Annotated in this window: 15 protein-coding genes; 8 read left to right on the forward strand and 7 right to left on the reverse strand. The window is 35.7% G+C overall.

Translation table 11 applies throughout. The features are described from left to right. The 5 genes from A9Q93_RS00340 to A9Q93_RS00360 form a co-directional block, all read left to right on the forward strand. Positions 1 to 2,095, forward strand: a 2,095-nt coding sequence (locus tag A9Q93_RS00340) for a T9SS type A sorting domain-containing protein (RefSeq protein WP_303685377.1), incomplete at its 5' end; no start/stop codon positions are given. Continuing rightward, positions 2,096 to 2,818 carry a DNA repair protein RecO gene (gene recO, locus A9Q93_RS00345; protein ID WP_303685378.1) on the forward strand — a complete coding sequence of 241 codons (723 nt, stop codon included), beginning with the start codon at positions 2,096 to 2,098 and terminating at the stop codon, positions 2,816 to 2,818. It abuts the gene before it with no gap. Beyond that, positions 2,815 to 5,217: a TonB-dependent receptor gene (locus A9Q93_RS00350; protein ID WP_303685379.1), complete on the forward strand. Its 2,403-nt coding sequence runs from the start codon at positions 2,815 to 2,817 to the stop codon at positions 5,215 to 5,217. Before recO ends, A9Q93_RS00350 begins: the two co-directional genes overlap by 4 nt. 83 nt (positions 5,218 to 5,300) lie before the next feature. Further along, positions 5,301 to 5,936 (forward strand): ligase-associated DNA damage response endonuclease PdeM, encoded by a 636-nt coding sequence (gene pdeM, locus A9Q93_RS00355; protein ID WP_303685380.1) that lies wholly within the window; start codon positions 5,301 to 5,303, stop codon positions 5,934 to 5,936. Between the two features lie 92 nt (positions 5,937 to 6,028). Further along, the gene (locus A9Q93_RS00360; protein ID WP_303685381.1) at positions 6,029 to 6,874 is read left to right on the forward strand and encodes a hypothetical protein; all 846 of its coding nucleotides are present in this window, start codon (positions 6,029 to 6,031) and stop codon (positions 6,872 to 6,874) included. A 31-nt stretch (positions 6,875 to 6,905) separates the two neighbouring features. Here A9Q93_RS00360 and A9Q93_RS00365 read toward each other — a convergent pair whose 3' ends face one another. Continuing rightward, entirely contained in the window at positions 6,906 to 8,243 is a 1,338-nt protein-coding gene (locus A9Q93_RS00365; protein WP_303685382.1) for an NAD(P)/FAD-dependent oxidoreductase, read from the reverse strand. A gap of 95 nt (positions 8,244 to 8,338) precedes the next feature. On the opposite strand from A9Q93_RS00365, the gene mfd reads away from it, so the two are divergent. The 3 genes from mfd to A9Q93_RS00380 all read left to right on the forward strand — a co-directional run bounded on the left by mfd (position 8,339) and on the right by A9Q93_RS00380 (position 13,363). Continuing rightward, positions 8,339 to 11,680 carry a transcription-repair coupling factor gene (gene mfd / locus A9Q93_RS00370; RefSeq protein ID WP_303685383.1) on the forward strand — a complete coding sequence of 1,114 codons (3,342 nt, stop codon included), beginning with the start codon at positions 8,339 to 8,341 and terminating at the stop codon, positions 11,678 to 11,680. Positions 11,681 to 12,153: 473 nt separating this feature from the next. Next, positions 12,154 to 12,771, forward strand: a complete 618-nt coding sequence (locus A9Q93_RS00375) for a hypothetical protein (protein ID WP_303685384.1) — start codon at positions 12,154 to 12,156, stop codon at positions 12,769 to 12,771. Between the two features lie 307 nt (positions 12,772 to 13,078). Then, positions 13,079 to 13,363 (forward strand): hypothetical protein, encoded by a 285-nt coding sequence (locus A9Q93_RS00380; protein WP_303685385.1) that lies wholly within the window; start codon positions 13,079 to 13,081, stop codon positions 13,361 to 13,363. Between the two features lie 282 nt (positions 13,364 to 13,645). On the opposite strand, the gene A9Q93_RS00385 is transcribed toward A9Q93_RS00380, so the two are convergent. The 6 genes from A9Q93_RS00385 to A9Q93_RS00410 form a co-directional block, all read right to left on the reverse strand. Further along, on the reverse strand, positions 13,646 to 15,700 hold the full coding sequence (locus A9Q93_RS00385) for a YCF48-related protein (protein WP_303685386.1): 2,055 nt from the start codon (positions 15,698 to 15,700) through the stop codon (positions 13,646 to 13,648). A gap of 128 nt (positions 15,701 to 15,828) precedes the next feature. Then, the gene (locus A9Q93_RS00390; RefSeq protein ID WP_303685387.1) at positions 15,829 to 16,269 is read right to left on the reverse strand and encodes a hypothetical protein; all 441 of its coding nucleotides are present in this window, start codon (positions 16,267 to 16,269) and stop codon (positions 15,829 to 15,831) included. Positions 16,270 to 16,390: 121 nt separating this feature from the next. Further along, positions 16,391 to 19,663, reverse strand: a complete 3,273-nt coding sequence (locus tag A9Q93_RS00395; protein ID WP_303685388.1) for a carboxypeptidase regulatory-like domain-containing protein — start codon at positions 19,661 to 19,663, stop codon at positions 16,391 to 16,393. Positions 19,664 to 19,783: 120 nt separating this feature from the next. Next, positions 19,784 to 21,412, reverse strand: coding sequence for a glucose-6-phosphate isomerase (gene pgi / locus A9Q93_RS00400; RefSeq protein WP_303685389.1), 1,629 nt, complete (start codon positions 21,410 to 21,412; stop codon positions 19,784 to 19,786). A gap of 39 nt (positions 21,413 to 21,451) precedes the next feature. Next, entirely contained in the window at positions 21,452 to 22,702 is a 1,251-nt protein-coding gene (locus A9Q93_RS00405; protein ID WP_303685390.1) for a M23 family metallopeptidase, read from the reverse strand. Next, a partial coding sequence (locus tag A9Q93_RS00410; protein WP_303685391.1) for a tryptophan 2,3-dioxygenase family protein occupies positions 22,703 to 23,405 on the reverse strand: 703 nt, incomplete at its 5' end. It lies immediately after the preceding gene.

Genomic DNA, 23,405 nt, shown 5'->3' on the forward strand with positions numbered 1-23,405 from the left:
AACTACGGTTAACGGTTTAAGCGGCGATGAGATAAGCCAGATACATTATAGTGAAGATAAATCATTGCTGGTAATAGGTTATGAAAACGGATTGTTACAAATTGTTGACCAGAATGGTGATGTTACCGATGTAGTAGCCATCAAAGACAAGCAAGTCATTCCGCCAGATAATAAGAAGATAAATGAGTTTTTAGAGAGTGGAGACCTTATTTATATTGCTACAGACTTTGGTATCGCTATTTACAATCTAGATAGATTAGAATTTGATGACACCTATTTTATAGGAAATAATGGAGAACAAATTCCTGTTGCTTCCCTAGAGATTTTTAGTGGTTTTCTATACGCAGCTACACTTGATGCGTCAAACAACATAAGAAGAGCACCTATTACAGACCCATTTCTTATTGATTTTATGAATTGGCAACAAGTTAATACAGACGTTTGGGATGAGGTAATAGCTTTTGACACTGGGCTATTTGCAGTTACTGTAGGAGGCGCTCTAGCAAGTTTTAATGGAACTTCATTTGTAAATAGTGGGACTCAATTTCAGTCACGAGTGCTAGATGCCTCTTCAACTGATGCATATCTAGTTTTTACTTTAAACGATGAAATTAGAATTTATGATACCGCATTAAATCAATTTCTAGCACTCAATAATATCAATGGTGAGTCTTTTGATTTCACACAAGCTATAATTGTAGGTAATGATATTTTTATAGGGACACAAGTAAATGGAATGATAAGGGTGAACTTGAGCAATCAATCTGATTTTGAGTTTATCGTGGCAGATGGTCCCTCAAGAAATGCAGCCTTTTCTATTCAGACCTTACCAGAAGAATTATGGGTAACTTATGGATCTCATAATTTATTCTATACGCCTGATAATGCTGCATTAGGTATAAGTCATTTTGTAGAAGAAGGATGGATCAATTATACAAATGCAGAAATTAACGGATTGCGTAGTGTTCCTACCATAACGATTAACCCAGAAAACCCTACTGATCTAGTTATTCACTCTATGAATAACGGCTTGCTTGATTTTATAGACGGTGCTGCCGGTACTCAGTATGGTGTGAACAATAGTTCTCTTACTAGCATTTTACCACCATCTACTTTTTTTGTTAGAATACCTGACGGTGAATACGATTCACAAGGAAATTTATGGGTGATCCAGCAACAAGTAGATTTTGCTTTAAGTAGAAGAAGTCCTTCCGGTAACTGGACTGCTTTTGACGTAGGATCTGTTTATGAAGAAGTTTCTAACGGTTCCAGTACCACAAAAATGGAAATAACAAATGATGATAAAATTATTTTTGGTTCTACTGATGGTGGACTTATAGGTTATGATCCAGTTTTAGACCAATTTAGTAGATTGATCGATGAAGTCTCAGAAGGTAATCTAATTAATAATTATGTGAGCGCCGTGAGAATAGATCAACGCAATCAATTATGGATAGGTTCTAACTTAGGTTTGAGAGTTTTATCAAATGCAAACAGCTTATTTTCTGATGAAATTCAAGATGCACGATCTATTGTTATAGAAGATACTAATGGTATACCTAGAGAATTATTACAAGACGAGGCTGTACTTGATATAGAGGTAGATGGTAATAACAATAAATGGGTGGCAACCGCAAGCTCTGGTGCATTCCTTTTTTCTCCTACTGGAAGGGAAACCTTGTTTCAGTTTACCACAGATAATTCACCACTACCTACAAACTCTGTAAATGACATCGCTATAGATGAGGAGACTGGTAAAGTATATTTTGCTACAGATAAAGGTATCGTGGCATTTCAAGGTGAGCGCTCCAGTAAACCTCAAGAAAATCTGGAAAGCGTTAGGGTTTTTCCTAATCCTGTAAGACCTGGATTTGACGGTAATGTTACCATTGATGGTTTAACAGAAAGAGCAAGAGTTAAAATTACGGATATAGAAGGGAATTTAGTTTATGAAGCAGTATCGCAAGGAGGAAGTATTCCGTGGGATACAAGAAGTTTTTCAGGGAATAAAGTCGCTTCTGGTGTTTATATGTTATTTATTTCGACGAGTGATAATATAGAAACAACAGTTTCTAAAGTGATGATAGTAAGGTAAATGCTTGTAAAAACTCCTGCACTAGTACTATCCACTTTAAAGTATAGTGAGGCTGATCTTATCGCGCGATTATATACTAAAGAGTTAGGAACACAATCTTTTATACTTAAAGGAATACGTAAAACGAGAAAAGGTAAACTACGTATTTCTTTTTTTCAGCCACTTACACAATTAGTAATAGAAACTAATCATAAAGGTAAAGGCTCTCTAGAGTATATTAAGGAGGCTCAAGTCATTCATCCCTACATCACCATACATAGCAGCATTGTGAAAAGTAGCATAACTATGTTTTTTTCTGAAGTGCTTTCGCAAATACTGACAGAGCAACAGCCAGATGAAGAACTATTTGAATACTTGTCCACTGTTTTTAGGTACTTAGATCAATCTCAAGAAGCAGCAAATTTTTCTATTAAGATGTTAATAGACATGACAATGTTTTTAGGGTTTCAACCAGATACATCTACCTTAGATAATCCTTACTTTAATTTGCTTAACGGTAATTTTGATCACAATGGTTTGCAACCACAACACTTATCAATAAAAGAAAGTAATTTATTTAAAGAATTCCTGGGCACAGATTTTGAGGAGATAAATCAAATAAAAATGAATCGAGAGGAGCGTAATGTCCTATTAAATTTGGTCATTGACTATTTTCAAATACATTTGCAAACTTTTAAAAAACCCCATTCATTATCTATATTAAAGCAACTTTTCGACAAGTGAAATTAGTAGTCTTACTTTGTGTTATCTCCAGTTTTTTTGCGACTTCTCAAACAGTTGTTGTACTTAATGAGTTAACAAGAGAACCTTTGCCTTCTGTCATCGTTTATAACAAAGACAAAAGTGTAAGCGCTATTACAGATTTTGATGGTCTTGCTAGCTTGCAAAAATTCTCAGAAGATGATCGCATTTATTTTCAAAGCATGGCTTTTGAAACTTATGCGATTAATAAAAGTGAGGTGTTGAAAGAAGGACAGGAAATCTTAATGAAACCAAGGTCTGAAGAGATCAACCCTATTGTAATTTCTGCATCAAAATTTGAACAGCGCAAGCAAGATATTCCGCAGAAGATAATCTCTCAAAATGCGACAGATGTTAAAACAAATAATCCTCAAACTAGCGCAGACTTGTTGCAGCAATCAGGTCAAGTATATGTTCAAAAATCACAACAAGGTGGAGGAAGTCCTTTAATAAGAGGTTTCTCAACTAACAGGCTTTTAATTACCGTAGATGGTGTACGCATGAATAATGCTGTTTTTAGAGGTGGTAACTTACAAAATGTGATTTCTATAGACCCTTTAAGTATAGATAGAACAGAAGTAATTTTAGGTCCAGGAAGTGTCGTTTATGGTAGTGATGCCATAGGTGGAGTCATGAATTTCTATACTAAAAAGCCACAATTATCTCAGGACTCTATTACGTTTACAGGAAACGCATTGATTAGATATGCTACCGCAAATGATGAGAATACAGCACACCTTGATTTTAATTATGGGACTACTAAGTTTGCAGCTGCAACGAGTGTAAGTATCAACTCCTTTGGAGATCTGGTTATGGGTTCTCACGGTCCTAATGAATATTTGCGCAATCAGTACGTAACGAGAATTAATGGTCAGGATGAGGTTATTATTAATGACAATCCTAAAAAACAAGTTTCAACGGGCTTTGATCAGATCAACTTACTTCAAAAATTTAAATATCGTCCTAATCAAAAGTGGGACTTTGATCTAGGAATAATTTATACCGCTACTAGTGATTTTAATAGGTATGATATTTTAACTCGATTAGATGATGATGGAAACCCTCGTAATGCACAATGGTATTATGGACCTCAAACCTGGTTAATGGGAACGGCAAAGGCTTTACATCGAGGCAATGGAAAATGGTATGATAAGATGATGATTTCTCAATCCTATCAGCAATTTGAAGAAAGTCGCAATGATAGATCATTTAGAGAACCAGAGCTGTTTCAAAATAAAGAGCAAGTAGATGTATTTACCACATCTATAGATTTTGAAAGACGCAATAGAGAGAACAACGTTTTATTTTACGGAGCAGAGTTTTTTCATAATAGAGTTAGTTCCACTGGTAGTGTTTTTAATATAGAAACCGAACAAAGAGAGCCAGCTCCTACCAGATATCCAGATAATTCCTCCTGGCGTTCACTCGCTGCCTATGCAAATTATCAATGGAGAGTAGACCCTAAATTAGTAATTCAATCTGGATTACGTTATAATCATATCTGGTTAGATGCGCAATTTGACGATCAGTTTTATGATTTTCCTTTTACAAACGCAAATCTAAGTACGGGAGCATTGACAGGTGCATTAGGAGTAACTTATATTCCAGAGGAGACTTTAGAACTAAGAGCAAACTTGAGCACAGCGTTTAGGGCACCTAATATCGATGATAAAGGAAAATTATTTGATCCTAGTCCAGGAACTGTAATTGTTCCTAATCCTAATCTAGAGTCAGAGTATTCTTATAATACAGAAATAGGTGTAAAAAAACGTATCGGTGATCGATTTACCATGGATCTTTCAGGATACTACACCTACCTGAAAGACGCATTAGTGCCTAGAGATTTTCAACTTAATGGTCAGGATATGATCGTGTATCAAGGCGAATTGAGTCAGGTACAAGCTATTCAAAATGCAGAGACCGCAATGGTTTACGGTATTGAATTAGGAGCTCAATATGAATTTAACGATCAGTTTAGAATTTATGGACATTACAACTGGCTTAATGGAGAGCAAAAAGAAATGGATGGCGCTACCGTTCCTGTGCGTCATGTATCGCCTAATTTTGGTGATTTACATGCCGTCTTTAAAAACAGCAGGTGGTATTTAGATGCCTTTCTAATGTTTAATGGGCAGTTTGATTTTGAAGATTTAGCTCCTAGCCAGCAATCCAGGCCTTTTTTATATGCGCAAGATAAGGACGGTAATCCCTATTCACCTCGATGGTACACTTTGAATCTTAGGTCTAATTATAAATTAAATGATACACTCACAGCGGTTGCTATAGTAGAAAATATAACAGACCAACGATACAGGACGTACTCATCTGGCATTGCGGCAGCAGGACGTAATTTAATCCTATCATTACAATATGCTTTTTAAAGTTCTCGCTTTCGCGAAAGCGGACTAAAAACAAGCTTCCCTACTTAAAACAACCTTATTTAATTAAACAAACATCCTGCAAGTTGGCTTTAGAAATAAAACTCCAAGATCAAACCTTCCAATTGCACAGCAGTGGCGCGTGTTATTGGGTGGAGCAAGATGTGGTACTTCTGGCCGATGTGCATCTGGGCAAAAGTGCTCATTTCAGGAAGCATGGAATGGCTGTGCCATCGCAGGCTGATGATCAAGAATTTGATAAACTTAACCAGGTAATTGAAAAGTTTCAACCTTCTCGATTGTGGTTTCTGGGTGACTTATTTCACTCCTATAAAAATGCAGAGTGGCATTTTTTTGAACAATGGTTGCGGTCTCAAGAGATAGAAATAGCGCTGGTTATGGGAAATCATGATGTCATTTCTAGAGATTCCTTTGAGCGACTAGGTATGAAAACTTATGATGTGTTGCAAATGGGTGATTTATTTTTAACCCATCATCCAGAAGAAGTAGCTGGCAAATTTAACATTGCCGGTCACATCCATCCATCTGTAAAGTTAAAAGGTATAGGCAGGCAAAAATTAAAGCTCTCTTGTTTCTTCTGTACAGAATACGGTATGATTTTACCAGCATTTGGTGATTTTACTGGTACATATTCCCTACAGCCTAAAAAAGGTAATAGGATCTTTGTCATTGCAGATGATGAGGTCGTGGAGTTAAAATAAAAAACACAAATCAAAATTCTACAGAAACTAAAATTGCCGTTAAATGGCTTGTGTTTAATATTTTTTAATAGTTATCCATTTATCTTTGAACTATGTTAAGAAAAACGATCTCCATAGTAAATTTAATAAGTGTAATTATACTCATCGCGTGGAATGGATATGCAAATACAGGAAATTACAACGGTAAAAGCGTAGGTGAATTAAGTGCAGAATATGATAACTTATTCACGCCAGCATCTTATGCATTTTCCATATGGGGTGTTATCTTTTTAATGTTGACTGTTTTTGGAATTTATGGTGTTTATGTGGCCTTTTCTAAAAAGCATCAAAAGTTAGAAAAGGATTTTAAAACTGATTTTATAGCAACTACGAGTCCGTGGTTTCTCGCTGCAAATATTTTTTGTGGTTTATGGGTTGCTTTGTGGCTTGATGAGAATATAGCGTCATCAGTAGTGATGATGTTTGGGATTCTGTTTTGTTTGCTCATTTGTATCAAACAGTTAGAAATGGAAATATGGGATGCGCCATTTCCTATCATTGCTTTTGTGTGGTGGCCTTTATGCCTATATTCTGGATGGATAAGTGTTGCTGCCATTGCAAATGTTGCAGCCTGGCTCAATGGCGCCTATGAAATCGCTATGGAGACACAAGTTATTATTACTATAGTTATGATTATAATAGCGTTCTTTATTAATTCATTAATGATATGGTTGCGTAATATGCGAGAGTTTGCTTTAGTCGGAGTCTGGGCTCTGGCCGCTATTTTTGTACGATTTCAATCTGCTGTAGACACGATAGATCCGTCCTCGAGTTCATTAATAGGGTATATAGCGTTAGGTCTAGCAATGGCTTTATTTATTCAATCAGGCATTCATGGGTCTATGAACGTTGATACAAATCCTGGTAAAAAATTCTTAGAATGGCGGAAATCAAAATGATATTCTAACACTCGTTTTTACTAAAACGCTATTACATACTTCTAAAATCATTACCCCAGCTAGGATAATTAAAGATAGTTTTTCTTAATTCTTTAAAGGTCATTCCTGCTTTCATCGCAATGGCAAACATGTTTACTTGCTCGCTTGCTTCTGGACCTGCGATGTGAGCTCCTAAAACAAGACCAGTTTTCCTATCGGTAATAATTTTATAGGCATAAAAAGAGGCGTTAATTCTTTGATTATTGAACCATTTACTGGCATCTTTTTCGACTATTTCAACTTCTTCATACTGTTCTTTTGCTTGTGCCTCAGTTAACCCTATACCTGAGCATTGAGGTATGGTAAATGCTGTACTTGGGATAGCTGGTATATCAAGTTTAGTTTTATTATCTAATACATTTTTTGCTACGACGCTCGCTTCAATACCGCTTAGAGGAGTAAGAGGTAATGTCTTACTAGATACATCGCCGCATGCATAAATATGAGATTGTGTCGTACTCTGTAAATATTCATTTACAACTACACCATTTTTGTCGGTAAGAACATTTGCTTTCTCTAAGTCTAAGGCTTTAATAGATGGCACTCGTCCTGCGGTATTAAAAACACAATCGGTAGTAATTTGGTGCATTCCATCATCTTTGGAATAATTAACTATAAATCTGCCTTCCTTTTCTTCTACACTAGAAGCTTGAGCATTTTTAATAATTTGAATCCCTAATTCTTTTGATGCTTTTTCTATAAAGTTTGCAGTAAATTCTTCAAATGGTCCTAAAACTTGATCTCCTTTTTCTATCAGTGTTACTTTTGATCCAGCTCTAGCAAGCATGTGACCGAATTCCATTCCTATATAACCAGCACCTACAAAAACTACTTTCTCTGGTACATCTTTAAGAGTAAAGAAATCGTCAGAAGTAAGCATGAATTCTTCTCCAGGAATTCCCAGTGATAATGTTTGCATTCCAGTGGCAATCACAAAATGACTCGCTTGATATTTTTCACCTTCTAAAACGACCGTGTTAGCATCAATGAATTTTGCTTCTCCGTGGAGACAGGTAACTCCTTTACTTTTTAAGTTTTTCTCGGTATTGTTAGGTATGTCACTCGTATATCTACCGGCATAGTTTATAGCAGCTCTCCAGTCCAGCTCTACACTTCCAGAAATACCATCATTTTTCATGTTTTGAGCATGATCAAATGCTTCAACAGAAGATAAAATCAGTTTTTTAGGGTCACAACCACGCTGTGAGCAAGTACCGCCATATTCTCTGTTATCTATGATCGCAACGCTTTTACCAGCATCCCTACATACATTTGCAACTAATTTTCCTGCAGTTCCTGTACCAAAAATAAAAACGTCAAATTTCTTCATGACCTAAAGGTACTCGCAATATTATTTCACTACTATTAAAGAATTCTCAATATTCTTGATATGCCTTATTCAGGACGTATCTTTGTGAAGATATTATGAGTTTTACTACTATTCTGAATAAATTTTCACAAGCTGCACAAACGCAAAGCTTGCGAGAAGCGGTGTCTGCATCTCAAGGATCGACCACAGTTCAAGGGCTTAATGGAAGTTCTATTTCCATAGTTTTAACAGCTGTTTTTAAAGATGCTGATAAGCCTTTCATGCTTATTTGTAACGATAAGGAAGAGGCCGCTTTTTATCTCAACGACTTAGAAAAAATGATAGGCGAGGAGAAAGTCCTCTTCTATCCAGGCAGTTACCGACGTCCTTATCAAATTGAAGAGACTGATAATGCAAACGTATTGCTGCGTGCTGAGGTTTTGAACCGCATCAACTCACGCAAGAAACCTGCGGTTATTGTTACCTATCCAGACGCTCTTTTTGAAAAAGTAGTAACGCGCAAAGAATTAGAAAAAAACACTCTTAAAATAAGTGTAGGCGATCAAATATCTATCGAGTTTGCAAATGAGGTGCTGTTTGAGTACAAATTTAAACGTGTTGATTTTGTAACTGAGCCAGGGGAATTTTCGTTGCGAGGTGGAATTTTAGACGTATTTTCCTTTTCAAATGATGAACCATATCGCATTGAATTTTTTGGAAATGAGATTGATTCCATACGTGTTTTTGATGTAGAAACACAACTTTCCAAAGAACAGACGAAGAAGATTTCTATCATTCCAAATGTAGAAAACAAACAGTCTGATGAGATACGAGAGAGCTTTTTAAAATACCTATCAAGCAAGACGGTGATCTTCTCGATGAATGTAGATTTATTATATGGTCGTGTGGATTCGCTTTTCGCGAAAGCGGAACAAGCATACAACCAGCTACAAGGAGAAATACGCCAGTTAACGCCACAGGAGATATTTAGTGATAGTGCGTTGATCAAATCACAGCTTAAGGAATACAATCACGTAGAATTCACTACGGCCAGCGGAATGATCGTTTATAAAACAGCACCGCAGCCATCTTTTAATAAACAGTTTGATTTACTGATTGAGAATTTAAAGGAAAACGAAGAAAGCGGTTATAAAAACTTACTCTTTTGTAGTAGTGACCAGCAAGCAAAACGTTTTAGTGACATCTTTGAAGATCTAAATGCAAATGTGCAATACGATACGCTGGTAATGCCTTTGTATCGAGGCTTCATAAGTCATGATTTAAAAGTAGTTTGTTATACTGATCATCAAATTTTTGACCGTTATCATAAGTTCAAACTAAAGAATGGTTATGCAAAAAAGCAGGCTATAACCTTAAAAGAGTTGAACACGCTAGAGATAGGTGATTATGTTACTCATATCGATCATGGTATAGGAAAATTTGGTGGGCTTCAAAAAATTGATGTCAATGGTAAAAAGCAAGAGGCGATTAAATTAATTTACGGTGAGCGTGATATTCTTTATGTTTCTATTCACTCGTTGCATAAAATCACTCGTTACAGCAGTAAAGATGGTAAAGCGCCTAAGGTTTATAAATTAGGTAGCCCAGCGTGGAAAAAGCTTAAAGCAAAAACAAAGACTAAAGTCAAGCAAATTGCCTTTGATTTAATAAAATTATATGCAAAACGACGCTCGCAAAAAGGGTTTCAGTATGCACCAGATGGTTATTTGCAAAATGAGTTAGAAGCAAGCTTTTTATATGAAGATACTCCAGATCAAAGTGCTGCCACAGAAGATGTAAAAAAGGATATGGAAAGCGATCGTCCTATGGATCGATTAGTTTGTGGTGATGTAGGATTTGGAAAAACAGAAGTAGCTATAAGAGCGGCTTTTAAGGCAGCCGTGAATGGTAAGCAAGTGGCAGTTCTCGTTCCTACGACCATTCTAGCTTTTCAACATGCTAAGACATTTAAAGAACGTCTCGCAGATCTTCCTGTAAAAGTCGATTACTTGAACCGCTTTAGAACTGCCAAAGAACGAAAAGGGGTTCTTGCAGGACTAGAAGATGGTTCTATTGATATCGTAATCGGGACACATCAATTGGTTAGTAAATCTATCGTATTTAAAGATCTCGGACTACTTATTATTGATGAGGAGCAAAAATTTGGTGTTGCAGTAAAAGACAAACTTAAAACACTCAAGGAAAATATAGATACACTTACACTTACGGCAACTCCTATACCTAGAACGCTACAATTTTCTCTCATGGCAGCGCGTGATTTAAGTGTGATAAAAACACCACCGCCTAATAGACATCCGGTAGAGACTAAAGTCGTGCGTTTTAGTGAAGAAACGATACGTGATGCGGTGAGTTATGAAATCTCTCGCGGTGGTCAAGTATTCTTTGTCCACAATCGTATTGAAAATATTAAAGAAGTTGCTGGGATGATACAGCGATCTGTTCCAGATGCAAAAATAGGTATAGGTCACGGACAGATGGATGGTAAAAAGCTAGAAGAATTAATGCTTGCTTTTATCAATGGAGAGTTTGATGTTTTAGTATCAACGACTATAATTGAAAGTGGTCTCGATGTACCTAATGCAAATACGATTTTTATCAATAACGCAAACAACTTTGGTCTATCAGATTTACACCAGATGCGTGGTAGAGTAGGACGTAGTAACAAAAAAGCATTTTGCTATTTCATCACGCCACCTTATGAAGTGATGACTGAAGATGCTCGCAAGCGTATTCAAGCTTTAGAAATGTTCTCAGAATTAGGTAGCGGTTTTAATATTGCTATGAAAGACCTGGAGATACGAGGTTCTGGAGATATCTTAGGTGGAGAACAAAGTGGTTTTATAAACGAAATAGGTTTTGATACCTATCAAAAGATCTTAAGTGAAGCAATTACGGAGCTTAAAGAAAACGAGTTTGCAGACCTCTATGAAACTAATGAGAAAGAAAAGAAACATGTTATAGAGGTAACCATAGATTCTGATTTTGAATTGTTATTTCCAGATGATTATATCAATTCCATTACCGAGCGACTGGCGCTTTATGCAAAACTCAATGAAGTGGAAGATGAGAAAGGCCTAGAAGTCTATAGAAATGAGTTAATAGACCGCTTTGGCGAGTTGCCAGAAGAGGCAGAGCAATTACTTACCAGTGTAAAAATTAAATGGATTGCAACTCGATTAGGTTTGGAGAAAATTGTCATGAAGCAAGGTAAGTTTATAGGGTATTTTGTTTCAGATCAACAAAGTGGTTTTTATCAAAGCGAGTCTTTTAGTAAAGTTCTAAAAGCAGTTCAAAATAATCCGAAGATTTTGCGCATGAAAGAAAAGCAAACTCGTGCAGGTTTGCGTTTACTTCTCACGGTAGAAAACGTGCGCAATGTAGATCGTGTGTATCAAATTTTAAACGCAATTATGCCAGCTGCACAAGAGGTAAGTTAGGTTAATTAACTTTTCAGCTCAACAATATTTATGGATATGATTATCGCTTTCGCGAAAGTGAAATTAAAAGCTAATCTTACAGATTTAGAATCATTATTATGAAGTGGTGATACCTACCTTACGGTCATTATTACGTTCATTAGAACGACGGTCATCACGTTTTCTGACAGGTCGATTTACCTAACCTTCTGGTTGAGACTTACACTCTTTGCTAGATACTTTGACTTTTATTATTAGAATATCAACCTAATGACTTTGTTCAATTTTAAAAATAAAAGCTAAAATAATTCCTTAAACAAAACATTTACAATGAGTTAAAAATGTGTAAAAACTTTTTTAATGGATTCTTAAGGTCTTGCTAAGATTATTTTCTTTTTTTTGATTTGTAATGATTTGCAAATCAAAATAAAATTCTCCCTAACGAGGTAAGCTGAAAATCGTTACGAGTAGGCATTAACTTTATTTTTTTAATTATGAAAAAATTTTTTAAATATTTACCGTTTTTCTTATTTGGACTTTGTTTTGTTTTAAACTCTTGCAGTGAAGAAAATGTTAATACTGATCAAACTCGCAACTTAGGATTTAGTGAAATGAAAAGTACTGAAGATGTTGATTTGAGCAAATTGCGGAATTCGGTAGCAACTTTTGTAGATTCAGTAAATATAGCGTCTATTGCTAATGGTTCTACTTTATTAGACGAAGGTCAAGCTTCTGATTTACTCGCTCCAATTGTTGAGGAGACTTTAGCCATTCTTCCTGAATACGGTATTACGCTGGGTGAGCTTCAAGAAGATTTTCCAAATTTAGATGATTCTAGAATTGCAATAATTGGAATTGGGATAATCTCTATTGAAGATGGTTTAAATAATCTGCAAATCAAAAGTGTAGATTGGGATAGAGCAATAAGTTGTGCTCTTGGAGCCATAGGTTTTAATTCTATTGATTTACTACGTAATGCAGCTGAGACAGGTACAAGAGTTGCTATTAGAGGATTGATCAAAACTGTTGCTACGAGATTGCTAGGTCCTATTGGAGTAGCTTTTACCGTTGCAGAATGGGCTTTGTGTTATTCTGGATTTTCGTTATGGTAAAATAAATTTTAATCAGTTGCTATGTTTTTATTAATTGCCGCTACAGTTTTATGTCTTTTATTTATTAGCTCTTGTTTAATAGGTTTTAAAAAAGCTATAGTTAATTCAATTAGTAGTAGAAAAGTAAGTTCAAGTCACCTAATTTTTACAACTATTTTATTTTTAATTAGCCTATATTACTTGATTAGAAACGTGTTGGAAATTTATAGTATTCTAAAATAGGTATTATAATATTTACTAACCTTTATAAGGAGCATGAGATTAATAATCCATAAAAAAACACCTCCTAAATTATCAAGACGAACCATTGTATCAAATTAAAATTAATCAAGAAGGGTTGATGGGTAATCAATTAATTTCCGATAACGATAATGGTCATTTCTTATTTGATTTCTCAACTGATCAAAGCAATTCAGCTAAAAAAGGAAGTTGTTTACAAACTACTACAGGATTTAGTGCTTGTATGCAATGCGCTTTTGAGGAGTGTACATCAAACTGGATATGTACCGCAGTATTTGCTGTAAAACCAATTGAAGTTATAGCATTTTCGGCAGCTTTATGCGGTCTTAATACCATTGCAAACTTAAAGTAAACCCTATGAAATACTTAGTTAAATTTTACAAATCAACATACAAATATTTAGTATTGGGCTACATATTTTTAGGATTAGGTGTTTATTGTGTACTTCTAAGAGAAAAAGCATACTATGAAACTTTGTTTGTAGTTGCTTTGGTACAATTTGCTTTTTTTACTTATTTCAAATGGTCTGAAAGTAAACGAAAAGCAACTAATACTGATAAATAATAAAAAACACCTCTTGTAGTTTTCAAGAGGTGTTTTAAATTTATAAGCTTTCGCGAAAGCGAGAACAACATTATCTCTTTATTACTTTATGAGCTGAGATCACTCTGCTAGCAGCATCCATTAAATGAATAAAATACAAACCATCTGAAAGATCTGCGAGATTTAATCTAGTGGAACGATTTGTTAATTCAATTGATTTTAAAAGCTGCCCGTTGAGATCAAATACTTCTGCCTTTTGAGCAACAGTATCGCTTGATTCAATGATTACAAAATTATAAGTAGGATTGGGATAGATCGATACGAGCTCTTTTTGATTTGTATTTTCAGGATTACTTAGCACAGTACTTATATCTAGCGTATAAATGTCTGTACGGTCTTGAAAATTATAGATCTTATCTTCAGTAATAAAAAACTGCGTTCCTACGTTTGTGACAGGATCTAGAATCAATTGCCAGTTGTTACCACCGTCTAAGGTTTGATAGACATCTCCATTACTGTTCATCCCGATGCCAAACGTGGAAGTGAAGAAGCGGTAGCTGAGTATAACTCCTGGAAAGTTGTGAAATTGAAAAGTAAGGCCGCCATCTGTTGTGACTTGCTGACCGATATAGAACGTATTTGCATCTATGAATTCGATGCCTTCAAAATTCCCACCATTGTAGTTGATAGGTGTCCAGGTGGTTCCTCCATCTAGGGTTTTAAAAGCTTGGTTACTTGTGTTAGTAGCGACGCCTACATTGTCATCTAGAAATTTAATAAACTCTGTGTTTCCTGTTGTGGTATCATGAGTCCAGCCGGTTCCAGTTTGAAAACGATAAATCCCATCGCTTGCAAAAAAGTTACCGCCTACTACAAAAAAGTCATCTCTAGATTTCAACCAGACGTCTTTGGCAATAAATTGCTGTGTAATATTAGGTCCAGTGATGTTTGTCCAAGTATCTCCAAAATCATCAGAATAACTCACACGATTGATATTAAAGTTAGTGGTGAGCGCTTCACCATTTTCTTTGAGCTGCACTGCATAATAACCACCACTTACGGTTTTGCGCTCCCAAGAAACACCAGCATCTGTAGTACGGTACATAACATCTCTAAAGACAGCACTACCATTATTTCCTATTCCAACGATAAGCCCAGTATTGCTGTTTGCAAAAGAGGCTTGTTCTAGGTCGCTCATAGTAAAGTCTTCTAAGTGACTGTTCCACGTAGTGCCATTATCTGTAGATTGAAGTACGATTTCTTCACTACCTATGTATAAAATAGAAGGAGTTCCTGCGATACTATACAAATCATCTCTTCCTAGATCTTGTAGACTCCACGTTTGTCCTAGATCGTTACTATTTAAAACTATACCATCATTTCCTACTATGTAATATTGATTATTGATATAATCTACATCATTAAGCTGCTCATTTGTTCCACTGGTAGCAGTATTCCAAGTAACGCCGGCATCGTTAGTATAAAAAATGAATCCTCCAGAGGCTATTAATATGCCGTCATTAGCACTAGAAAAAGTAATTTTATGCAATGGCCAGAAATCTTGAATGGGCAGTATGATAGGATTCCAAGTAGTACCACCATCTGTAGTGCTTAAAAAAGTACGGTCATCTCCACATGCAAAACCGTTGTTACTATCTAAAAAATAGACGTCATTTATGTTTTCTGTAGTACCGGTAGTTTGTCTAGTCCAGTTGTTACCGCCATCAATGGTTTTCCATATTTCTCCATTTCCTCCGGACACATAACCTTCTAATTCATTAAGGAAAAATATACTGGTTAATCTAAAGGATAGTACGGGAAACTGCTGTGATGTCAGAAATTTATCAGTCGATTTAATCACTCGGTTATTTGCTACTAGGTAAGCGAGGTTGTCGTTTAATACTTGCATGTCAAATCCTTGACCGTTTCCTTCTAGTCTGTAGCTTGCACCGCCATTTTCACTAACGTACATTCTATTGAGTAGATTGCTTTTATCAAACAAGAAAATACTACCATCTGGCGAGATATCTATTTCTGTAATATCAGAGATATTTTTTATAGGAGTTCTATAAATCCAATCTTGAGCTTGAACAGCAGAGGTAGCAATCAGGAAAGCAATAACTAATAATAGAGGTTCCCTTTTCATAGCGTTTATTTTCTTCAAATATAGTTAGTTAGTCCGTAGAAGTAAAAAACCGCTGTTGCAACCTTCCGGATGCAATAGCGGTTTATTTTATTTATTTACGCTTTCGCGAAAGCGAGATCATTACTATCCTATAACCATTGTTTCCAAGGCACTATCGATAACACTAGTATAAAGGCAAGTGTATAAAAAATAGCCAGCATCTTGAATTTACCATTGCTTACTATTTTCTTTTTGTGTTTAGAATAACCTACAGTTAATAATGCCACAGCGATAATCATGGTTAGTGGATGTTCTAATGCGAGCAAACGGATGCCTCTAGATTCTGGTGTCATTAATCCTCCAAAATCTTCTAAAAGCATAGAAAAATAGGGTCCTACAAACCAAAGTGCTAAACCTAACAACAGTTGAATATGAGTTACGATCAAGCCTACTAAGGCGAGACTAAAATCTTTGTTACCAAATTCTTTTTTACCGAAAAAGCCTATGAGTGCATTTACAGTAGCAACTAGTAAAACTAATAAAAGTAAGTAAGCCCAACCTGAGTGAGCAGATTTAAGAATGGAATACATATCAATAATTATTTGATTCAAAAATAATCCAAAAACAAAGAACCCTACTCGTTTTGAGTAGGGTTCTTATAAATAATTTTAATTAATATTCTTTCTTTAGAAAGAATATCTCATAGGTTTCTTAGTTAAAGATATATCTAAGACCTACTTGCATTTGCCATCTTGAAGAACGTGTACCAGCGTCATCAAAACTTGTGAATGTTTCTGAGAAGTTAGGGTTGAAAGAGAATTCTGGATCAACACCATTACGCTCTACAGTTACAACACCTACATTTCCAAAACTTGAGTTAACAAATTCTTGCTTACCCCAATCCTTGTTCAATAGGTTGAAGAAGTTAAATACGTCAAGAGAAACCTGGAAAGTGTGCTTCTTATCATTAAGGTTTAAACTGAAATCTTGAAGAACTTTCAAGTCTACGATGTGGTTCCATGGACCGCGGTCACCGTTACGCTCTGCATATTTTCCTCTACGCTCACTAAGGTAGTCGTTGCTCTCGATATAAGCATCAAGTGCAGCCCATTGCTCAGCAGCTGTGAAACCGTTGTTATCTACAAGGTTGATCTCACTTTGATCTCTTGGAATGTAGAATAAAGCGTTGTCATTTGAATCATCGTTTAAGATATCACGTCCTTGGTATGTATAGTTGATACCGTTACCTTGCTGTCCATTATAGAACATACCGAAGGTAGTTTTAATATTCTCATTCCACTTGATCTCATAAGATGCGTTTGCAGAAATTCTGTGACCAAAGGCAAATTGAGAATTACCAATACCAGCTGTGTTTTTACCGTTAACAGTTACGACATTTCTCCACTGAGAACTGTTTTGAGAAGAAGTTCCTTCAAAAATAGATTTACCTTGACCGTAAGAGTAAGAAACCTGACCGCCGAATCCATTTTCAAATGGCTTAGAGATACTAAAAGTACCGTTGTAAGACCATCCTTCATTAGTGTTAGTACCTAAAATAATTCTAGTGTAAGTAGGGTCTATTTCATCACCACGATCATAGAATGGACGTCCATCTTCATTGTTCAAAGATGCTGTTGGGTCTTTTAAGTTTAAGTTTTGATAGAAAACGTTGTTGATAGTAGAGTTGTATAAGAAGTCTGCACTAACAATTAATCCCCAAATATCAGTCTTCTGATCGATACCGATGTTGTACTTCATTACCTGTGGTAATTTGAAGTCTGGAGCAAAGATGTCTATCTGTCCACCGTTTGCACCACTTCCTGGAGCTGGAGCACCATTAAGAGGCTGGTTGAATGGGTCTGCAACAAATGTTTGAGAACCGAAAGCAGCAGTACCACCTACAGCGATACCATTGTTATTATAAGTTCCTCCAGGCCATACTAATGGTATTCTTGAAGTAAAAATACCTAATCCACCACGTATTTGAGTTTTTCTATCTCCATTTACATCCCAGTTAAATCCTGCTCTCGGAGAAACGTGAATTTGGCTCTTTATTGCCTTACCTACACGTGCGCCTTGAAGATCTTTACCTTCTGCTTCTAATAGAGCAACAGTTCTATCGTTGAAGTCATCATTTACTTGACCATCTTCAAAGAATGGTACGTCAAAACGTACACCGTAAGTAAATTTAAAGTTATCAGTTATACTCCATTGATCTTGAGCATATAAACCTAATTGAGAATAGTTAAATGCAGCTGCCGCATTTTGAATATCATCTCCTGTAGTTCCTGCTGGGTCAAGCAAAGAATACGAGTGGAAATAAGAGTCAGCAAGAGCATCATTTGATGGGTCATTATCAAAATAAGTATTGAAATCTGCAAGTGAATCAAATTGATACTGTCCATAGTTTTGTCTTACAAAAACGTTTCTTATGTCATAGTTTTCAAAGTTACCACCGAAAGTCATATTGTGAGCTCCTTTAGAAACTTCAAAGTTATTTGTTACAGTGAAAATCTTTTGCTCAAGAATGTTTGCAGTAGAGAATGCTTCAGAACCGAATGTGATAGAACCATCACCATCATCAATACTAACTCTAGGGAAAGGGTTTCCTAGTGGATCACGGTTGTCATTAACAGAAGTATAACTTACGATTAAGTTATTAGATAAATTTCTACCATTAGTAGTATTCCACTCAAGAGTAGTAAAATTAGTTTCAGACGGGAAAAAGATTCCTGCATTAGCAAAATTGATAGATCTGCTACCACTTTGGTTTGGAGAGATAGATTCACCTTTAACATAGTTGTGCTTTGCAGTAATAGTGTTCTTATCATCAATGTTGTAGTCTAATTTAATAGTGAATTTTTCACTATTTAATTCTGTTACAGTATTTTCATAACCACCTGGGTTGTAACCAAACTGGCTGATCAAGTTATCTCTTAGAGTATTAATATCTGCGATACTACTATCACCACCGTAAGAGTCTGCTTGAAATGGTCTAGGCTCTTCTTCTCTTTGAATTTCTGTATTAACAAAGAAGAATAATTTATCCTTAATGATAGGTCCTCCTACACGTACACCATAAAGATTTGCTGTAAAGTCATCAAGCTTTTCTCTACTAGGTGCTGGGTCAGCGCCGTTTAAACGATCTGCCTGATCAATAATTGCTTGTGGAGTTTTACCAGCTAGATCTTCATTACGAGTGTAGAAATAAGCACTTCCTTTAATTTCATTTGTACCAGAACGAGTAATTGCGTTAATCGCACCACCAGTAAAACCTGATTGACGCACATCAAATGGTGCTACATTTACTTGAAAAGACTCAATAGCATCTATTGATATAGGATTTACACCTATCTGACCACCGTTAGTTCCAGATCCTGCAAGACCAAAAACGTCATTGTTTACCGCACCATCAATAAAGATAGAGTTGTAACGATTGTTTTGACCAGCGATAGAAATAGCTCCACCTTCTGATACATCAGCTTGTGGCGTTTTTCTTAAGAAATCACCTATACCTCTTGTTACAGAAGGCATTGTGTTGATTTCACGTTGTGAGATGTTAGTTTCTGTACCTGTTTTACCAGAATCAAAAATACCATCTCTAACAGCATTAATTACAACAGCGTCCAAAGCATTAGACTCATCAGTCATAGTTATACTTATTCTTTCAGACTCACCTAATTGTAAATAGATGTTTTCTAATTTCTCCTCATTTTTACCTACATAGGTAATCGTGATGGTGTAAGGACCACCTACACGCATGTTAGAAATACGGTAATAACCTTCTATGTCAGTAGAAGTAGCATAGTTAGTTCCTGTTGGGCCATGCAATGCTTGCACTGTTGCACCTAACAAAGGTTCTTCGGCATTGTCCATCATTTCCATGATACGACCGTTAATACTCGAGGTAGTTACCTGAGCACTTACTGCCATGGAACTTATAAAAAGTCCAATCGTAAATAAAAATTTTAATGATCTGTTCATTTCAGAATTTGTTTAGTTTGATTTTGCAAAAGTACACCCTAAACAACCATTCTAATATTAAGCTAACATTAAGAAGTAAAACACTAATTAACATTAATTAATTGAAAAACAGATTTATAACTATTTAACTGAGTAAAATCTTTGTAAAAGTTGTGTTGTGCTAGCATCATGAGCGTCAGATTGTGACTTTTCTATGTCGTTTAGTATACGATCTGCTAGAACTTTACCTAATTCAACACCCCATTGATCATAACTATAAATGTTCCAGATAACTCCTTCAACAAATATTTTATGTTCATACATAGCTACTAACTTACCTAAACTTCTAGGAGTAAGTTCATCTATTAGAATGGTAGTGGTAGGCTTATTACCTGTGAATACTTTAAATGGAGTAAGCTTTTTGATATCATCTTCAGATTTTCCTGAAGATTGTAAATCGCTCTCAACCTCTTCTTTGGTCTTACCATTCATTAATGCTTCCGTTTGAGCAAAGAAATTTGCCATGAGCTTATTATGGTGATCAGGCTGGTGGTATTTCGCTTTCGCGAAAGCGATAAAATGAGCAGGAATCAACTTTGTTCCCTGGTGAATTAATTGAAAAAAAGCATGTTGTGAGTTAGTTCCTGGTTCTCCCCAAACTATATTTCCTGTTTCATAATTTACTGAATCACCATTGCGATCTATGCTTTTACCATTACTTTCCATTATGGCTTGCTGTAAATATGCTGGTAATCTATGCAAATATTGCGTGTATGGAATTATGGCTTCACTTTGTGCTTTGAAAAAATTATTATACCATATAGTCAATAAAGCCAGTTGCACAGGAATGTTTTTTTCAAAAGAAGAGTTTTTAAAATGCTCATCCATTTCATGTGCTCCATCTAGCAGTTCTTGAAAATTTTTAGTGCCTACTCCTAATGCTACAGACATTCCTACGGTGCTCCAGAGTGAAAAACGACCACCTACCCAATCAAACATTGGGAAGATATTTTCTTGATCGATTCCAAAATCAACAGCTCTTTGCACATTACTACTTACTGCTATAAAATGTTGTGAAACCGCTTCTTCATTTACTTTTTTAATGAACCAATTTCTAATGGTTGTAGAATTAGTCAGAGTTTCTTGTGTGCCAAATGATTTTGAAACGATTACAAAAAGTGTAGTTTCTGGATTGATTTTTTTAATAACCTCTTCTACATGATCACCTTCAACATTAGAAACAAAATGTAATGTCATGTCATTTTTATAAGCCTGTAAAGCTTCATAAATCATAACAGGACCTAAGTCGCTACCACCTATACCTATATTTACTATGGTATCAAATTTTTGACCGTTTGCTGCGGTAATTTTACCATCATTTACTGCATCTACAAAAGCAAACATTTTTTCTTTACTTGCAAGAGCAGCAGCTACTTTTTCTCCTTCTTTAGAACTAGTATCCTGAGTTCTTAATGCGGTATGTAGAACAGCTCTCTTTTCTGTAGCATTAATTTTATCACCATTAAAATAAGAATTAATGGCTTCACTTAGCTCGCATTCCTTTGCTAGGTCAGTAAGTTTTTGCTGCGTTTCTTTGGTGATAAGATTCTTAGAAAGGTCTACTAGAAAATCACCTTCATTGATGGTAAGTTCATTAGCTCTATTAGGGTTGAGAGCAAAAGCTTCTCTTAAGTTCAAGTTTTTTACGTTTGTAAAATGTTCTTTAAGAGTTTTCCAAGCTGCGGTAGATGTAGGATTGATATTTTTCATAGCGTTCTAGTTTCTAAGAATTGGTAGGGACAAGTTAGTTTAGAGAATGTCTTCAACACCTTTAAAAGGTACTTGATCTATCTCATCTTTAAGTGGTGCGATAAACTGTAAGTAATCCTCCATTTTATCTTTAGGTAAAGGGTCTGCACTAGGTAAATTTTGTTTGTATGGATCTACCTGACGGCCATTTACCCAAAATCGATAACATACATGAGGACCAGTTGCCAGTCCTGTACTTCCTACTGTTCCTATGACTTGACCTTGTTTAACACGCTGGCCTACTTTTACCTTACGTTTAGTCATGTGCAGGTATTGAGTAGAGTAGGTGCCATTGTGTTTGATCTTAACATAATTACCGTTACCGCCAGTGTAGCTAGATTTAGTAACTACTCCATTTGCTGTTGCAACAATAGGTGTTCCATATGCAGCGGCATAATCTGTTCCTTTATGAGCTTTCCATCTTTTTTGAACAGGATGGAATCTTCTTTTAGTAAATCTAGAGGATATTCTAGAATAATTTACTGGTGCTTTTAAGAAAAAGCTTCTTAATGTTTTACCATTTTCATCGTAATAATCGCTGATTCCAGTAACAGAGTCTGTCACATAATCAAAGGCGTAAAATGGTGTTTCATCAGTTTCAAAAACGGCGGCTTCTATAGATTCAATGCCTGCGTAAATAGAATCGTTGATATATCTCTCTTTATATATCATTTTAAAGCGATCTCCTTTTTGAAGCTTAAAGAAATCTATAGACCATCTATAAATGTCAGATAATTCATATATCGCACTCAAGCCTAATCCTTCCTCTGCCATTGCCTCAGAAAGTGTAGAATTTATAATGCCACTAGCTTTTTTTCTTTTATATGTTATGGGGTGTTTATCTTTATAAGCTGCCAGAGTATCGTTAAAATTAACTACCACGTAGTCTAACTTACTAGGCTCATAAATAAATGCCTCTGGTGTACCTATACTATCTTTTCTTTTTAAAATTTTAAAGGGTTTACCTGCTTGTATCCTACGTAAGTCATAGATTTCATTCAGTCTTTTGGCAGTTTGATAAGCGCTTTGTCCTTCTACAATGTGTTGTATTATTAAATCATTAAAGGTAGCACCACTCTTTACGGTATCTGCTACTATTTCATATTCATTAAGGTCAAAACCGTATTTAATCATAGGTTCTTCCACAACTGGTACGACTGGAGCTACAGGATCTAGATCTTTATCATCTTTTTTGCAGGAGATGATGCTCAAACCTATAAATAATGAAGTAGCAATAATTTTTTTGATCATTTATTTTGTGTTTAATACATGATTAACCCATTCTTTTCCCCAGTCACCGTGCTCTTGCTCATTCCATAGAGATGGGAAAAATGATATTTTTTGAAAACTAGGTGGTAGAAATTCTTTCCAATTCGTACCGCCGGTGGCTTGTACCGCATGTCCTTCTTTGCGCAAATAACGATGCGCTGCACCAGTGTGCATTAGTTTCCAGTTGATGTTTACATTCTGATCGAGTGAGCGCAATGTCTCCAGTAATTTTGGAGTTTTTTCTTCATCTGGCAAAGAATTAAATCGTTGATTCAAATTGGTGTTTTTAACTTCGGCAGCGATTCTTAAAAACCTAGGAGTATAACGTTTTTCAAATTGTTTTAGTGTCAATGTTTTTTCTCCAGTGTACATGTCTATTCCACCTTTTTTCCAGTATATATGTTCATATAAATCCTCGTTAGTATTATCTATTCCGCTTTCGCGAAAGCGAGACCTAACTGATGGATGTACTAGGTTTAAAAGGTCTGTACTGTAAAATTCTATCATTCTAAATTGCGCACTCTGGAAACCGCTAGCTGGGAGAAGTGACATTCTGAATTTGAGAAACTGTTCTCTCTCCATTCCTTTAATCATTACTTCAAAGGAGTTAATCAGAATCTTAAAATATCTATTGATGCGTACTGCTTTTTCATGAAAGTAAGCTCCAGTGAGATGCTCATTTTCT

The sequence above is a fragment of the Nonlabens dokdonensis genome, assembly GCF_002162835.1.
Taxonomy (GTDB): domain Bacteria; phylum Bacteroidota; class Bacteroidia; order Flavobacteriales; family Flavobacteriaceae; genus Nonlabens; species Nonlabens dokdonensis_B.